This is a genomic window from Chitinolyticbacter meiyuanensis, assembly GCF_008033135.1.
GTDB lineage: Bacteria > Pseudomonadota > Gammaproteobacteria > Burkholderiales > Chitinibacteraceae > Chitinolyticbacter > Chitinolyticbacter meiyuanensis.
Genome location: NZ_CP041335.1, coordinates 3,918,510 through 3,933,983, shown reverse-complemented (window position 1 = coordinate 3,933,983; position 15,474 = coordinate 3,918,510). Strand labels below are relative to the sequence as shown.

The 15,474-nt window shown below is 66.8% G+C and carries 16 protein-coding genes; 7 read left to right on the top strand and 9 right to left on the bottom strand.

What is annotated here, in order from left to right; translation table 11 throughout:
• Positions 1–25: 25 nt before the first annotated feature.
• The 5 genes from FLM21_RS18725 to FLM21_RS18705 form a co-directional block, all read right to left on the bottom strand.
• Positions 26–1,036 carry a tetratricopeptide repeat protein gene (locus tag FLM21_RS18725; RefSeq protein ID WP_148717026.1) on the bottom strand — a complete coding sequence of 337 codons (1,011 nt, stop codon included), beginning with the start codon at positions 1,034–1,036 and terminating at the stop codon, positions 26–28.
• 61 nt (positions 1,037–1,097) lie between these two features.
• Positions 1,098–2,258: an iron-containing alcohol dehydrogenase gene (locus tag FLM21_RS18720; protein WP_148717025.1), complete on the bottom strand. Its 1,161-nt coding sequence runs from the start codon at positions 2,256–2,258 to the stop codon at positions 1,098–1,100.
• A 36-nt stretch (positions 2,259–2,294) separates the two neighbouring features.
• On the bottom strand, positions 2,295–3,308 hold the full coding sequence (locus FLM21_RS18715; RefSeq protein ID WP_148717024.1) for a tetratricopeptide repeat protein: 1,014 nt from the start codon (positions 3,306–3,308) through the stop codon (positions 2,295–2,297).
• Between the two features lie 120 nt (positions 3,309–3,428).
• Entirely contained in the window at positions 3,429–4,157 is a 729-nt protein-coding gene (locus tag FLM21_RS18710) for a YebC/PmpR family DNA-binding transcriptional regulator (protein ID WP_148717023.1), read from the bottom strand.
• A gap of 78 nt (positions 4,158–4,235) precedes the next feature.
• The gene (locus tag FLM21_RS18705) at positions 4,236–5,066 is read right to left on the bottom strand and encodes a hypothetical protein (protein ID WP_148717022.1); all 831 of its coding nucleotides are present in this window, start codon (positions 5,064–5,066) and stop codon (positions 4,236–4,238) included.
• A 63-nt stretch (positions 5,067–5,129) separates the two neighbouring features.
• Here FLM21_RS18705 and FLM21_RS18700 point away from each other — a divergent pair, with 63 nt between their 5' ends.
• Positions 5,130–6,740, top strand: a complete 1,611-nt coding sequence (locus tag FLM21_RS18700; protein WP_148717021.1) for a methyl-accepting chemotaxis protein — start codon at positions 5,130–5,132, stop codon at positions 6,738–6,740.
• A gap of 131 nt (positions 6,741–6,871) precedes the next feature.
• Entirely contained in the window at positions 6,872–8,458 is a 1,587-nt protein-coding gene (locus FLM21_RS18695) for a sensor domain-containing diguanylate cyclase (protein WP_148717020.1), read from the top strand.
• Positions 8,459–8,485: 27 nt separating this feature from the next.
• On the opposite strand, the gene ubiA is transcribed toward FLM21_RS18695, so the two are convergent.
• Both ubiA and FLM21_RS18685 read right to left on the bottom strand, forming a co-directional pair.
• Positions 8,486–9,355, bottom strand: coding sequence for a 4-hydroxybenzoate octaprenyltransferase (gene ubiA / locus FLM21_RS18690; protein ID WP_148717019.1), 870 nt, complete (start codon positions 9,353–9,355; stop codon positions 8,486–8,488).
• Entirely contained in the window at positions 9,352–9,885 is a 534-nt protein-coding gene (locus FLM21_RS18685) for a chorismate--pyruvate lyase family protein (RefSeq protein WP_148717018.1), read from the bottom strand. Before FLM21_RS18685 ends, ubiA begins: the two co-directional genes overlap by 4 nt.
• 160 nt (positions 9,886–10,045) lie before the next feature.
• Here FLM21_RS18685 and FLM21_RS18680 point away from each other — a divergent pair, with 160 nt between their 5' ends.
• From FLM21_RS18680 to FLM21_RS18660, 5 genes are all read left to right on the top strand, one after another.
• On the top strand, positions 10,046–10,744 hold the full coding sequence (locus FLM21_RS18680; RefSeq protein WP_246120758.1) for an AzlC family ABC transporter permease: 699 nt from the start codon (positions 10,046–10,048) through the stop codon (positions 10,742–10,744).
• Entirely contained in the window at positions 10,741–11,052 is a 312-nt protein-coding gene (locus FLM21_RS18675; RefSeq protein WP_148717017.1) for an AzlD domain-containing protein, read from the top strand. The genes FLM21_RS18680 and FLM21_RS18675 overlap by 4 nt, the downstream gene beginning before the upstream one ends.
• 305 nt (positions 11,053–11,357) lie before the next feature.
• Positions 11,358–12,500, top strand: coding sequence for an 8-amino-7-oxononanoate synthase (bioF, locus tag FLM21_RS18670; protein ID WP_148717016.1), 1,143 nt, complete (start codon positions 11,358–11,360; stop codon positions 12,498–12,500).
• Positions 12,497–13,270 carry a pimeloyl-ACP methyl ester esterase BioH gene (gene bioH, locus FLM21_RS18665; RefSeq protein WP_148717015.1) on the top strand — a complete coding sequence of 258 codons (774 nt, stop codon included), beginning with the start codon at positions 12,497–12,499 and terminating at the stop codon, positions 13,268–13,270. Before bioF ends, bioH begins: the two co-directional genes overlap by 4 nt.
• 93 nt (positions 13,271–13,363) lie before the next feature.
• Positions 13,364–14,002, top strand: coding sequence for a DUF5610 domain-containing protein (locus FLM21_RS18660; RefSeq protein WP_148717014.1), 639 nt, complete (start codon positions 13,364–13,366; stop codon positions 14,000–14,002).
• Positions 14,003–14,064: 62 nt separating this feature from the next.
• Here the strand turns inward: FLM21_RS18660 and FLM21_RS18655 are convergent, their stop codons facing one another.
• A complete protein-coding gene (locus FLM21_RS18655; RefSeq protein ID WP_148717013.1) occupies positions 14,065–15,051 on the bottom strand; it encodes an NAD(P)H-dependent glycerol-3-phosphate dehydrogenase in 987 nt (328 codons plus the stop codon).
• Positions 15,048–15,473 carry an SH3 domain-containing protein gene (locus FLM21_RS18650; RefSeq protein ID WP_187359992.1) on the bottom strand — a complete coding sequence of 142 codons (426 nt, stop codon included), beginning with the start codon at positions 15,471–15,473 and terminating at the stop codon, positions 15,048–15,050. The genes FLM21_RS18655 and FLM21_RS18650 overlap by 4 nt, the downstream gene beginning before the upstream one ends.
• Position 15,474: the final 1 nt, after the last annotated feature.

The window sequence follows — 15,474 nt, the reverse complement described above, 5'->3', positions numbered from 1 at the left end:
AAGCCCGCAAACGGTGGACTTGCCTTCAGTCGGGAGCGAGGCGCAGTTCCAGCGTGGCGTAGCGCGGTGAATCGGCGCTGGCACGCAATTGCTGCCGTAGCGCGGCGGCCTGTTCGCGGTGCTCGTTGGCCACGGCCGGTTCCTGCTGCAGTTCCGCGAGGCGCGACAGCGCAGCGTGGATGTCCGCGAGCAGCGGGGTGGAGCCCATGGCTTCGGCCAGTGCGCGGGCGCGGGCCAGTTGCTCCGTGGCCATTTCCACTTCCTCTGCGGCGAGGCTGCATTGCGCCAGCCGCAGCAGCACGGAGCTCTCGCCCCAGGTGTTGATGTGCAGCCGGTTGATCTTGAGCGCCACCATCAGGCTCATCCGCGCCGCTTCGATCTCGCCAGCGATAAGGCGGATCTGCCCGAACAGGCTGAAGATCTCGGCCTCGAACTGGTAGTTCTGGTCGGCGCGCACCAGCGGCAGGGCCTGCTTGAGCGCGTCGGCTGCCTCGCCGCAACGCTGCAGGCCGATGAGATCGGCGGCGATGTTCAGCAGGCTGGTGCTGGTCAGGTGCGGGTCGTCGTCGGCTTCGGCCAGCTCGGCAGCGCGGCGATGATGGGCGAGGGCGAGTTCGTAATGATCATGTGCATAACAGAGCTGACCAAGGCCGATGTGGGCCTGGATGCGTTCGGCCATACGGACCTGGCTGCGATCGAGCTCGGTGCAGGCACACCAGCAATCGGCGGCGCGCTCGTATTCGCCCAGCGTGTAGGCAACACGGGCTATCAGCTGCAGCGCTTCGCCGCGGGCGGTGCCGATGTCGCGGCCCTCACCGATGACCAGCGCCTGCAGCAGCGTGTCCTTCGCTTCCTGCGAGCGGCCGAACATGAAGTAGCCGTGTGCATAGATGGTGAGCGCCAGCGATTCGCCCTGGGCATCGCTGGCGGCCCGGGCCAGCTCGCCGGCCTGGGTGGCCAGCGCCATGGCCTCGGCGCTTTGCGAGCGGACGATCTTGCGGGCGCGCTCCAGCAACTGGTTGAGTTCAGTCATCATCGGCAGGGTGGAAATGCAGGCCGCCAGCGTAGCACGCGTGCAAGCGCATGCAAACCGAGGCTTACAGCGCCATGCGGACGATTGCCGCGCAGTCCTCGGGCGTGAGCCTGCCGCCTTCGCCCAGCCGGTTGCGACCATGGCGGCGCAGCTGCCCGGCCACCGCCTCGGCGGCAGCCAATGCGTCGATGCCGTATGCCGACAGGCGGGTTGGCACGCCCATTGTTTCGAAGAAGGCGATGGTGCGATCAATCGCGACAGCGGCTACGGCGGCGTCATCCCCGGGTAGTTGCCACAGCCTGCGGCCATATTGCGCGAGCTTGGCGAGTTTGTCCGTCTTGCGGTAGGTGAGCAGCCACGGCAGTGTCACTGCCAGTGTCTGGGCATGGTCGAGGCCGTACAGCGCGGTGAGCTCGTGGCCGATGGCATGGGTGGCCCAGTCCTGCACCTGGCCGAGCGCGACAAGGCCGAATAGCGCCTGGTTGGCGGCCCACATCATGTTGGCGCGTGCCTCGTAGTCGTCGGGCTGCGCCAGCGTGCGTGGACCGATTTCCAGCAGGGTCTGCAGGATGCCCTCGGCCAAGCGGTCCTGTACCCGTGCCTCGTTCGGCACGGTGAGGTACTGCTCGACGGTGTGGACGAAGGCGTCGACCACGCCGTTGCCGATCTGGCGTGGCGGCAGCGTCATCGTCATCGCCGGATCAAGCACCGAAAAGCGCGGGAACACCAGCGGATTCTTGAACGAGAGCTTGTCCTGCGTGGCACGCCGGGTGACCACGGCGGCGAAATTGCTCTCCGATCCGGTTGCAGGCAGCGTGAGCACGCCGCCGAGCGGCAAGGCCGACGCCAGCGGCGTGCGGTTGCCGATGATCTGCCACGGATCGATCGCCGGATCGAGAACGATCGCGGCAGCGATGAACTTGCTGCCGTCGAACACCGAGCCGCCACCCACGGCCAGCACCCAGTCCACCTGCTCGCTGCGGCCCAGCGCGACCGCGCGCAACAGCGTCTCGTATTCGGGATTGGGCTCGATGCCGCCGAACTCGACCACGTGGCGGCCGGTCAGTGCGGCCATCACCTGGTCGTAGGCACCGTTCTTTCGGATGCTGCCGCCGCCATAGGTAAGCAGCACGCGGGCGCCGACGGGAATCTCCTGCGTGATCTGCGCTGCCTGGCCGCGACCGAAATGAAGGCGCGTGGGGTTGTGGAAGCTGAAATTGTCCATGGTGTTGCTCGCGGGATTTTGCAGGGTGGCGGCGGCTCAGCGGTCGAGGCGCTGTTCCAGGGCCTTGAGCTTGGCGTAGGTGCTGGTGCCGACGATGCGCTTGTACGCTTCCTGGTACTGGCGGTAGTGGTGCTCGGATTCGGTCTGGCGGCCCAGCGCGCGGTAGACCTGCGCCAGCAGGTGATGGGCCTTGAACACCTTGTGGCCGGTGCCGATCTCGTCGGCGCGCTGCAAGGCGCGGTGGATGGCATCGAGCGCGTCGTCCAGCCGGTTCTCGGCAATCAGGATGCGGCCCATCAGCATCATCTCGGAGGTTTCGCCCCAGTGCCAGACGCGGCGCAGCGTTTGTGCCTGCGCGATGAAATCGCGGGCGAGGCGGGTATGGCCACGACCGAGCGCCACATTGGCCTGGTAGATGAGGACTTCGCCCTGGTATTCCTTGTGGCCGTCGGTGAGCGCCATGGGCCAGGCGAGGTCGAGCACCCGCTCGGCCTCGTCGTACTGTTCCAGCGCCAGATGATCGGCGGCCACGTTGATCAACACGCGGGCGCGCAACTCGTTGCTCATGGCGTCGTTGGTCAGCGATTGCGCGTGCAGGTGCTGGTGCAGCGCCATCGCGAACTGTTCGTGGGCGAAATAGACCTGGCCCAGGCCGATGTGGGCATAGATGCGGGTGTCGTCGCTGAAGCCCGCGCCCTCGTCGATCAGGCAGTCGCCCCAATAGTCGATGGCCTCGTCGAATTCGCCCTGCGTGTAGTAGGCCCCGGCGAGTTCCTGCAGGATTTCGCCGCGCAGCTCGGGCAGCTCTTCGGTCTCGGCGATGGTCAGCGCCTTGAGGTGGCAGATCTGGCCTTGGGGAATGTCGCCGAAGGCGAACAGCATGCAGCCGTAGCGCTTCCAGGCCAGCAGGGCGAGCGTGGGATCGGGACAGGAGCTGGCCAGCCTGCTGGCGTCTTCGGCCAGTTTCAGCGAAGCGTCCGGATCGAGGTAGGTGAGTCGCTCGCTCTCGCTGACGAGGTGGGCGATCTCGGCGAGTTCGGCCGTTTTCATGCGCGGGTGCGTCGGATAAGCCTTGCCGAGGCTACGCCGATTCGCCCGGTGCTTCAAGATGGGGCATCCATACGGCAAACGGGGCGCCGTGCGCCCCGTTCTTTCGGCTGAAAACGACGCTCAGGCTTCGTCCAGCACCGCGGTGGTGTACACCTCTTGCACGTCGTCGAGCGATTCGAGCGCATCGAGCAGCTTCTGCATCTTGAGGGCATCGTCGCCAGCGAGCTCGGTGTCGCCCTGCGGCTTCATCGTCACTTCGCCCATCTCGGCCTTGAAGCCGGTGTTTTCCAGCGTTTCCTTGATGCCGACGAATTCGTAGGGCGGCGTGATCACTTCGATCGAGCCGTCGTCATTGCTGACCACGTCCTCGGCTCCGGCTTCAAGCGCGGCTTCCATCAGCGCGTCCTCGTCGGTGCCTGGCGCGAACACCAGATAGCCGCAGTGCTTGAACTGGAAGCTCACGCAGCCGTCGGTACCCATGTTGCCACCGTATTTGCTGAACGCATGGCGCACATCGGCCACGGTGCGGGTCTTGTTGTCGGTCAGGCAGTCGACCATCACCGCGGCGCCACCGATGCCGTAGCCTTCGTAACGGGTCTCGACGTAATCGACGCCTTCGAGCTGGCCGGTGCCGCGCTTGATGGCGTTCTCGATATTGTCCTTGGGCATCGATTCGGCCTTGGCGCGGTCGATGGCCAGCCGCAGACGCGGGTTCATACCCGGATCGCCGCCGCCATTCTTGGCCGCGACGGTGATTTCCTTGATCAGGCGCGTGAAGATCTGGCCGCGCTTGGCGTCCTGACGGCCCTTACGGTGTTGGATGTTCGCCCATTTGCTATGGCCGGCCATGATGGTTTCCTGCTGATTCGGTGACAAAGTGAGGGGCGGGATTTTATCACAGCCGCCTGTGGCGCCCACGCAGCCAGATCAAAGTGCGTGGCCCAATCGTCCCAGTGCATAAGCGATGAGCGCGGCGAGCGCGACCAGCAGCGCAGTGCTGCGCCCGTTGCGTGCTGCGAGCAGCGTTCCCCAGGCGGCGCCGAGCGCCATGCCCCACGGCGAAGGCAACACGCCTGCAACCAGCGCGACCGGCAGGGTGGCGAACAGCCACTGCCCGGCGCGGAGCCAGCGTTGCAATGCGGCGGTGGGCGGGGGCGGCGCAAGTTCGGGCATGGCCGCGAGCAGTGCGGGCACGGCGGCGTCCTGCCGTTGGCGCAGGCTGGCCACCAAGGTCATTGCAGCCTGGGGTGACAGGCCGCGGCCCATCAACATGCCGGCCAGGCCCAGGCTGGATTCCGGCCCGGGCAGGATTTCGCTGTCGTCATCCAATTCGGGTGGCGGTGGTACGGCAGGCACGCGCCAGGCCTGCCACAGCGCGCCGATCCCGGCGATGCACCAGGCGGCGAACGCCTGCGTTGCTGCCAGCCGCTCGAAGCCGGCCAGCAAGGCGCCGCTGCACAGCACGGCCAGCAAGGCGTCCTGACGCACCTGCGCCAGCCGGCGCCACAGTGTTTCGCCCGGTGTGGCGTAGAGCGCAGTGCCGGCCAAGCGCCCGCGCAGCCAGGGCCAGGCCAGCGCTGGCCCGCCGCGCCGCAGCAACCACGCCAGCGTGCGCACGCGCCGGCTGAGTGCAGCCGGATGCTGCTGCGACAGTTCCAGCCAATACCACTGGCGCGTGGTGCCTGCTTCCAGATCGGACAGTACGCGCTGCAGCGCGGCGGTTTCCCCGACGTCGAACGGGCGGGACGGTAAAGGCATGGCAAAGCGGTGGCAAAACGGGAGCTCGACTATAACCGGAGAAAACCATACTCGGTGCCCGCCATGACCCTGACCATCCGTTCCCGCCTGATCGCTTTCGGCCTGCTGGCCACCATCCTGGTTTTCGCTGCTGGTCTGATCGGGCTGCTGGCCGTTCGCAACCTGTCCGCCGGCATCACTGACGGCGGGGTGAGCATGAGCGCGGTACGCAACCAGGGCGAGGCCGACATGATGCACGACGCGATCCGCGCCGACGTGCTGGCCATGGCGCACCAGATGCATGCCGGTGCCGACGCCGCGGCGTTTGACGAGGTGGAGAAGGAGTTCGCCGACCACGTTGCCACGCTGCAGCAGCGGGTGGCGGCCAACGAAGCGCTGCCGCTGTCGACGCAGGAGCGCGCAGCGCTGGCGGCGCTCAAGCCCGATCTCGCTGGCTACGTGAACCAAGCGCGCGGGCTGCTGCAGCGCTATCGCGGTGGCCAGGATGATGCGCAGGCATACGGCGCGTTCGCAGCCAGCTTCTCCCGGCTGGAAGACAGCATGGGCAAGTTCTCGGAGCTGATCGAACAACGGGCGCAGGGCGGCAGGGCCACGCTGGATACGGCCAGCCGGCGCGCGCTGACCTGGGCCTGGGCGACCATGATCAGCGGTGCCTTGCTGATCGCCGGCGTGGCCTGGGCGCTGACGCGCAGCATCCTGCAGCCGTTGCAGCGCATCCGTCACTTCATGCTCACGCTGGGCGGCAATCTTGGCAATCGCTGCCAGGTCGGTACCGACGAGGTCGGCGATATCGCGCAGTCGGTCAACCAGCTGCTGGCGGATCTGTCCGGGCTGATCGGCGTGGTGCAGCGCTCGGCCGAGCAGGTGGCCGGCACTGCAGAGCGGCTGGCGGGCCAGACCGGGGCGACGCAGACGCGGATGAGCGAAGTCGGGCGCCGGGCCGGCACGCTGGCGGACGATGCGGCTGGCCTTGCCGCAACCACCGACGAAGTGGTGCAGCGTATCGCCGAGACTGCCCACGCCGCCTCCGATGCCGCAGCGCTGGCTCGCAGCTCGGCCCAGGCGGTCGCCGGCGTGGTGGAAGGCAACCAGCGGTTGCAGGCCGCCACGCTGCAGTCCACCGAGCGCATCGATGCGCTGGCGTCCTCCGCCGATCGCATCGAGGAGGTGGCGCGGGTGATCCGCGAGATCGCCGACCAGACCAACCTCCTGGCGCTCAATGCCGCGATCGAGGCGGCGCGCGCGGGTGAGGCGGGGCGGGGGTTCGCCGTGGTGGCGGACGAAGTGCGCAAGCTGGCCGAGCGCACGGCGCAGTCGACCACCGAGATCGCCCGTATCACCGACGAGATCCAGCAATGCACCGAGCATACCGTGAAGGCGATGCGTACCGTCAGCGCGGAGGTGCAGGGCAGTGCCGCTCGTCTGGGCGAGGCCGGCGCGGCACAGCAGCGCATCGTCGGCAGCACCGATGCTGTGCTCGATACGGCCACTGCAATTTCGTCAGTTTCAAGACAGCAATCGGCAGTGATCGCCGGCACGGCAGAAGGCGTGCGCGACATTGCCGCACTGGTGGCGCAAAGCCAGGACGAGGTCAGCGCTATACGCAATGCCAGTACTGATCTGGATGCATTGGCGCGTGCGTTGCGTGACAACGTCGCCCGTTTTCGCGTTTGAGGCGGTACTTGGTGCCGGCTGTCTGCCTACGGCTTTACAGTATGGAATGTTGAATCCCGATATGTAAGTATTTAACTGACAATGTCGCCAAGGGTTTGCTTAACCTTGGTCCCGAATTCCTTGGGCTATCCATGCCAAAACGCCGTTTCCAGCAACAGGCGCTGACCAACCCGGTCCGTACGGTCGCGCTCGTCGTCCTTTTCTTTGCCATTCTCGGTTCGGTCCTGGCTTGGTTCGCCGCCACCTCGCTGGTGCGCGCCGACTTCACCCGCGTCGTGCATTCGGCGCAGGAATCGCGCAGCCAGGAGCTGCAAGGCGCAGCCGGGGCGCTCGGACAGTCGCTGAATGCCATGCAACAGGCGCCGGCGTGGCTGGGCAAGGTGGGGCAGATCCGCGAGCTGCTGGCCCATCCGGACGATGCCGCACGCGTCGACGCGGCCAACCTGTGGCTGGCCGAGCTGCCGGGCAAGCTGTCGATGGACTTGGCGTGGGTGATGGATGCCACCGGCCGGGTGCTTGCCAGCAGCAACTACCGCAGCGAGCTCAACCTGATCGGCGATCGCTACGATTTCCGCAACTACTTCCGCGAGGCGATGGCTGGGCGCAATGCCATGCAGTACGCGCGCGGCGTGCGTACCGGCGAGCCGGGCTTCTACTTCGCCGGCCCGGTTCGCGCCGCTGGTCGCGTGGTCGGCGTGGTGGTGGTCAAGGTCAATGTCGAGCGGGTGGCTACCGAGATGATGACGCCGGGGCTGTTCGTCAGCGATCACAACGGCGTCATCGTGCTGGCGGACCGGCCGGTATTGCGCGGCCGCACGCTGACCGATGCGGCCGCCGTCTACACGCTGTCGGCCAACGAGCGGGTGCAGCGCTACCGCCAGCAGAATTTCATGCCGATGCCGATCGTGCGGCGCGATACCGAGCTCTTCAGCGGGCTGTACGCGTTGGAGGGCGAACCGGCGCCGGTGATTCTGTTGAGCACGGGTATCCCCGATATCAAGGGCATGCACGTGCATACGGTCACGCCGGTGCGTAGCTATGTGCATCTGGACGGCCGGCGCTGGCTGGTGTTCGCACTGATCGAGACCGCAGGCATCTTGCTGATTGCCTTCATCTCCGCGTTGCTGGTGTTCATCAGCCGCACCCGTTCGCTGCGGCTGCAGCTGATGGATGCCAATGCCGAGCTGCAGCGCCAGGCCGAGACCGATTTCCTGACCGGCGCGGCGATGCGACGCAAGTTCGAGCAGGTGCTACAGACCGAGATGCTGCGGCACCGCCGCTACCGGCGCACGCTGTGCCTCGCGCTGATCGATCTCGATCATTTCAAGCGCATCAACGACGAGCACGGCCACTTGGCGGGCGACGAGGTACTGCGCCAGTTCGTGATCAGCCTGCAGGCGCGGGTGCGTGGCAGCGATCTGCTGGGTCGGGTAGGCGGCGAGGAGTTCGCGCTGCTGCTGCCGGAAACCGATCCCGATCAGGCGCTGGCCTTGCTGGAGCGGCTGCGCAGCGATATTGCCCAGCGCCCGGTGATCTGGAACGGCACACAACTGCGCCTGACCTTCAGCGCCGGGCTGGGTGACTGGCACGGTGCGGAGAGCGTGGAAGCGCTGTTCGCCCGTATCGACCAGGCGCTCTATGCGGCGAAGCAGGGTGGTCGCAATCAGGTGGTGGTGGCGAGCCCGGTCGATGAAACCGTCACGCCGGTTACCGAATAGCGCGCGCTAATACAGCGGGCGGCGGTATCAGCCACCGATCAGGTAATCGAGCACCAGCCCGGCGAAGATCACGCCGCCGATGCGGTTGTTGGCAAGAAACGCCGCGAAGCAGCGTTGCGGATCGCGATCCCTGATCCGTGGATATTGGTCGAGCAGCACCAACAGCGCCGCGCTGACGAGCCCGGTGTAATAGAAGGCGCCACGGCCAAATTGCACGCCCACCCAGGCCATCAGCCCGAGAAAAATCGCCTGGCACAGCAGGATGGCGGCCACATCAAAGCGCCCAAAGGTGATCGCGGCGGTCTTGATGCCGATCTTGAGATCGTCCTCGCGGTCGCACATGGCGTAGGCGGTATCGTAGGCCACGCTCCAGAACACATTGGCGAGCAGCATCGTCCACGCTGCAGCAGGCACATCGCCGGTGAGCGCGGCAAACGCCATGGGGATGCCGAAACCGAACGCGATTCCCAGGTAGGCCTGCGGAATCGCGAAGAAGCGCTTGGTGAATGGATAGCTCGCCGCCAGCAGCACGGCCGGTACCGACAGCCACTTGGTCAGCGCATTGAGCGGCAGGATCAGCAGGAACGCGATCACCGCGAGGCTGGTGGCCAGCCACAGCGCCTCGCGCGTACTTACTTCGCGCGTCGCCAACGGCCGCGCCTTGGTACGCGCCACCTGGCCATCGAAATCACGATCGGCGTAGTCGTTGATCGCGCAGCCGGCCGAGCGCATCAGCACCGTGCCGGCGACGAAGATCGCCACCACGCTCCACAGCGGCTGGCCCTGGCCGGCGAACCACAATCCCCACAGCGTGGGCCACAGCAGCAGTAGGATGCCGATCGGCTTGTTCAGGCGCGTCAGGCGCAGGTACTGGTCGAGTTTGGTGGCGAAGGTCATGGCGTGGCGAAGGCAGGAGGCAGGAAGACTTCGGTGACCAGCAAGCGGTCACCGCCGGCATAGAACAGCGAGCGGCGCGCCCACAGCCGCGGCGGCAGCGGCCCGACCGCGGTCACGGCCTTGCGCCACAGCGGATGGCGCGCATCGACACGGCACCAGGCCAGCCGGCTGCGGGCGATGGTGGGCGAGGCGAACAGCATGGAGCCGAGCGAACGCCCGCCCACATGGACGAACTTGCGAAAGCCGCGCCGCACCGCCTGCGGCGTGGTCACGCTGTGGGCAAACACCAGCGGCTGCTGGCCGGAGAGCAGCAGTACCTCGCGCATTGGGGTGCGCCGGCGCCGTGCCTGGCCGAGGGGAGCCAGTTCGTCGCGGTGCGCGGTCGTGGCGCGTTGCCGCAGCACGCGCACCGAAAACGCCGGGTGATGGGCAATCAGCCGGGCGGTAAGCGAGCCGGATTCGGTGAGCCAGGGGCGCAGCGGGCGGGGGGCGAGGCAGAGCGGATGGTGCCAGCGGTGCTGATGCGGCATGGAGGCGTGGGCTAACGGCAAGCGCGCATTATGAACCGATCGCCGATGAGATACACCCCGGGCTGTCCGTACTGCGGCGAGGCGCAAATCCCAACTGCATCCCCGGTATCAGGGTTTGCTGTCAATGGTGGGCGGCCGGTGTGGCCGCTATCATCGCCCGATGCCTGCTTCCTCCATTCCTCGTGCCGGCTTCTGGTCCGGCATGCGCGATATGGCGCCGATGCTGATCGGTGCCGCGCCCTTTGGCCTGATCTTCGGCACGCTGTCGGTCACCGCCGGCATGCCGGCCTGGGCGGCGATCGCCATGTCGCTGGTGGTGTTTGCAGGTGCCAGCCAGTTCATCGCGGTGACGCTGGTCGCTGCCAGCGCCGCGCCATGGCTGATCATTGCCACCACCTTCATCGTCAACCTGCGGCACGCGCTTTACGCCGCCTCGCTATGGCAGCAGGTGATGCACTGGCCGCGCTGGCGCCGCGCACTCGGCGCCTTCGTGCTGACCGACGAGTGCTTCGCCATCGTCTACCACAAGGCCAATTCAGGCGAGCCGGTGGACATGCCACGCTATTACTTTGGCGCCGGGTTCGCGATGTACGTGAACTGGTGCGCCTTCACCCTGATCGGCATCGTGCTCGGTCGCGCGGTGCCCGGCATCGAGCACTGGGGGCTGGAATTCGCAATGGCCGCAACCTTCGTCGGCATCGTGGTGCCGCTGCTCAAGGGCCGGCCCCAGGTCGGCGCCGCACTGGCCGCTGGCATTGTGGCGCTGGCGGCGCATGCGCTGCCGTACAAGCTGGGATTGATGCTGGGCGCCGTGGCCGGTATTGCCGTCGGCGTCTGGCTGGAAAAGGAGCGCGCATGAACATGGTCTGGACCCTCGCGGGCATGTTCGTCGTCACCTACGGCGTGCGTGTGGTGTTGTGGCTGGGCAGCGGCCACGCTTTTCCCGACAGCGTGCGCCGCGCGCTCAACTACGTGCCGATCGCCGTACTGACCGCCATCGTGGTACCGGCGGTGTTCGTGCAGGAAGGCGCGATCAATACCGGCTGGAACAATCCGCAGCTGGCCGGGGCGCTGGTGACCGGGGTCATCGTCTGGCGCTGGAACAAGCTGCTCGCCGGCATTGCCGGCGGCATGCTGGTGTACGGGGCGTGGCGCTGGCTGGTGTAAGAACCTGCTCATGGCCTTTTCGCGCCAGCGTTTGCGGTAGTGCCGATCGCGAGCACGGCACGAGACGCGCCGTGGTACGGGTACCATCAGCGACTCGTAACGCCGCGCGTTCGGCAATATCGCAAACCCGTAGGGCTGAGTCGTAAAACGTCATTCAACGCGTTGCATGCCTTGCAAATAACCGCGTATTGGCTGTGCCACGCGCCTTGTGCCTGACCATTTTACGGTGCAGCGCTGGCGTGAAAAGGCCATGAGCGGGTTCTACGTGCGCGGTAGAATCGCGCTTTTGCGCCCAAGCCCATCCCATGCCCTTCGCTGCCCTGAAAGCCGAGCTCGCCGAGCGCCGCGCACGCGACCTGTATCGCGAACGGCTGGTGATAGCCAGCCCACAAGGCGCTCGGGTGACGGTGGCTGGCCGGACGCTGGTCAACTTCTGCAGCAACGATTACCTGGGCCTTGCCAACCATCCGGCGCTGATCGCGGCGGCGCAGCAGGGTGCGGCGCGCTGGGGCGTCGGTTCCGGTGCTTCGCACCTCGTGGCAGGGCACAGTGCCGCGCACCAGGCTTTTGAAGACGCCTTCGCTGCCTTCGTCGGCAAGCCCGCGGCGCTGAGTTTCTCCACCGGCTACATGGCCAACCTCGCGGTGGTCTCGGCACTGGTGGGGCGCGAGGACGCGGTGTTCGGCGACAAGCTCAACCACGCCTCGCTCAACGACGCCTGCCTGTTGTCACGCGCTGCTTTCAAGCGCTATGCCCACAACGATCTCGCCGCGCTGGAGCGGCTACTGGCGGACACGCCGGCCCGGCGCCGATTGATCGTGGTCGACGGTGTGTTCAGCATGGATGGCGACGTGGCGCCGCTCTCCGAGCTTGTCGCGTTGGCCGAGCGCTTTGACGCCTGGCTCTATGTCGACGACGCGCACGGCTTTGGCGTGCTCGGCGATGGGCGTGGCAGTGCGGCCGGGCTTGTGTCGCCCCGGCTGATCTATATGGCGACGCTGGGCAAGGCGGCCGGCGCGGCGGGCGCCGCAGTAGCCGGGGAATCCGAGCTGATCGAGCACCTCGTCAACGCGGCCCGGCCTTACATCTACACCACGGCCGCGCCGCCGCTGCTGATGGAGGCACTGCAGGCGTCGTTGCGGTTGATCGCCGACGAGTCGGAACGCCGCGCCACGTTGCAACGCCATATCGCCGCGCTGCGCAGTGGCCTCACCGGCACCGGCTATGCGCTGATGGACAGTGCCACGGCGATCCAGCCCATCGTCGTTGCCGACAACGCCTCCGCGCTGCGGCTGGCCGCCGGCTTGCGCGAGCGCGGGCTGTTGGTCGCGGCAATCCGCCCGCCGACGGTACCGACGCCGCGGCTGCGTATTTGTCTTTCCGCCGCCCATGCCGATGATGATGTCGCCGCGCTGATCGCGGCGCTGCGCGAACTGGAGCACGCGTGAGTCCTGAGCTGTTTGTCGAAACCCGAGGGCACGGTCCGGATGTGGTGTTCCTGCATGGCTGGGCCATGAACGGTGCCGTGTGGCGGCCGGTGGCCGAGCGGCTGGCGCAGGATTTCTGCTGCCATCTGGTCGATCTGCCCGGCCATGGCGGCAGCGGCATGGTCGAGCCCTACAGCATCGAAGCGATGGTGGCTGCGCTCGATGCCGCATTTCCCTTGCCGGTGCAGGTGGTCGGCTGGTCGCTCGGCGGCGCGGTAGCCACGCGCTGGACGCTGGCGCAGCCGGAGAAAATCCGCTCGCTCACGCTGGTGGCGAGCTCGCCATGCTTTGCCCAGCGCGACGACTGGCCGAGCGCCATGCCGCTCGCCACGCTGGCGCAGTTCGCCGCCAGCTTGCAGACCGACTGGCGCGGCACGCTCAAGCGCTTCATTTCGCTGCAGGCGATGGGTGATGCCAGTGCGCGCGTGGTGGCACGCGGGCTGACCGACGAGCTGTTTGCCCACGGCGAGCCGCAGGCCGAGGCACTGGCAGCGGCGCTGGAATTGCTGCGCAGCACCGATCTGCGTAGCGAGATCGCCCGGCTCGATCTGCCCATGCTGCTGCAGTACGGTGACAAGGACACGCTGACGCCGCTTGGCGCCGCGATCTGGCTGTCGGCACAGCAACCGAACGCCACTTTTATCGTGCATCGTGGCGCCGCGCATGCGCCCTTCATTTCCCATCTCGACGAGTTTGTCGACTGCCAGCGGCGCTTCCTCGCCGGCGTCTGAACGGCAAGCCAAGCCAAAAATTGCCCGCTGAACGGAATCAAGTTAGGCGCAGCATGGTCGATACGGTGTGGACCGATACGACAGGAGTGCACCATGGCCAGCAACATTTCCAGTGTGACGACGCAAGTCGGCCACACCAAGGCAGCCCCGACGACCGAGCGCGCCACCAAGACCGTGGACGAAGGTCAGGATGGTGTACCGCAGGAAAACGTCAGCATCGGCAAGGGTGACGGCGAAGCGCTGACCTATGCCAACCCGCGCGCCCAGCTCGCCGCCGAGCGGCCGGACCTCAACAAGCTGCTCGAGGAATCGGAGCGCAAGGTCGACGAGTTCATGACCTATTTGCGCGGCCTGGTGAAGGATCAGGGGCTGGAGTGGTCCAAGGTGGCGAGTGGCGAGCAGAAGCTCAGCGCTTCGGCCGAGGAGATCGACGCCGCCAAGCAGGCGATCTCCGAAGACGGCGAGTGGGGGGTGAAGAAGACGGCCGAACGCATCCTGTCCTTTGCCAAGTACGCCATCGGTGGCAATCCGGAAAACATGGAGAAGATCCGTGCAGCGGTACAGCAGGGCTTCGACGAAGCACGCGAGATGCTGGGTGGCTCGCTGCCGCAGATCAGCGAGGACACGTACGATGCGGTGATGAAGGAGTTCGATCGCTGGGCCAAGGAGGGCATCCCGGAAGGCGATACGGTTTCGCTGGCCAAGCCCAAGGTGAACGAACCCAAGGCCTGATGGCCGGTGAGCCCCCATGAAAAAGCCGGCGCTGTGCCGGCTTTTTCATGGGGGCTGATCGATCAGCATTCCATCTTTGGCGCTCGCCCCATCAGCTCGTCGACGATGTCGGCAACCGGCACCTCGTCGAACAAGGTCCGGCATACGGCGCGGGTGAGCGGCATGTCGACGCCGAGTACCTCGGCCTGACGCAGCACTTCGCGCGCGGTCGGCACGCCTTCGGCGACATGGCCGAGGTTCTTCAGGATGTCGGCGAGGCTCAGGCCCTGCGCCAGCAGCAAACCGACGCGGCGGTTGCGCGACAGATCACCGGTGGCGGTGAGCATCAGGTCGCCGATGCCCGCGAGGCCCATGAAGGTTTCCGGCTTGGCGCCGACGGCGGCACCAAAGCGTGCCATCTCGGCGAGGCCACGCGTCAACAGCGCGGCGCGGGCGTTGAGGCCGTAGTTCAGGCCATCGCACACGCCAGCGGCGATCGCCATCACGTTCTTCACCGCGGCGCCGATCTCTACGCCGATCAGGTCGTCGCTGGCGTAGAGCCGCAGCACATGGGTGTTGAGCGCCTCGACCGTGGCGCGGGCGAATTCGGCGTCTTCAGCAGCGATGGTCACGGCGGCCGGCCGGCCGGCTGCCACTTCCTGCGCAAAACTGGGGCCGGACAGCATGCCGCGAGCCACGTCGGCCGGCAGTTCTTCCTCGGCGACCTGATGCGGGAACAGCATGGTGCCCGCTTCCAGCCCCTTGCAGGCCCACAGCACCGGGGCATGGTTGCCAAGTGCGGTCAGCGCCTTGAGCGTGCCGCGCAGTCCAGCCATCGGTGTGACGATCAGGATGGTCCTGGCGTCGGCAATGGCGTTGGCCAGATCGGCAGTAACGTCGAGGTTGGCGGGGAAGGGCGCGTCCGGCAGGTAGCGCGCGTTGTCGCGCGTGGCGGCCATGCTGGCAGCCTGTTCGGCATCACGGGTCCACAGGGTGACCGGCTGGCGATCGGCAAAGCGGATGGCAAGCGCGGTGCCCCAGGCTCCCGCGCCAAGTACGGCGATCTTCATGCGCCCCACACTTGTTCGATACGGACGTAGCCTTCCTGGCCGCCCTGGTGCTTCACGCGCAGCCAGCCGTTGCGGCTGTTCTCGACGAGGGTGAGCACAAGGCCGGCGGCGGCCTTGAAGGCAGCGGGCGCGGCGGTGTCGGGCTTGCTGTAGAGGGTGGTGGCCTTGAGCACTTCCACCGTCTGCACCGGGCTGACGTCCGTGGCTTTCACCCAGGCGATAGCGCCGGCGCGATCACGCACGCGCAGCCAGCCATCCTGCGTGGCGAGGATCTCCAGCGGCGAGCCGCGGCTGATCACGAACTGCTTGGCGGCGGTATCGGCGGGTTGCTGGTACAGCACCACGCCATGGCGGGCAGCGCTGCGGAATTCGAGGGCGTGGGCTGCCTGCGCGACCAGCGCGCAGGCCAGCAGCAAACACACC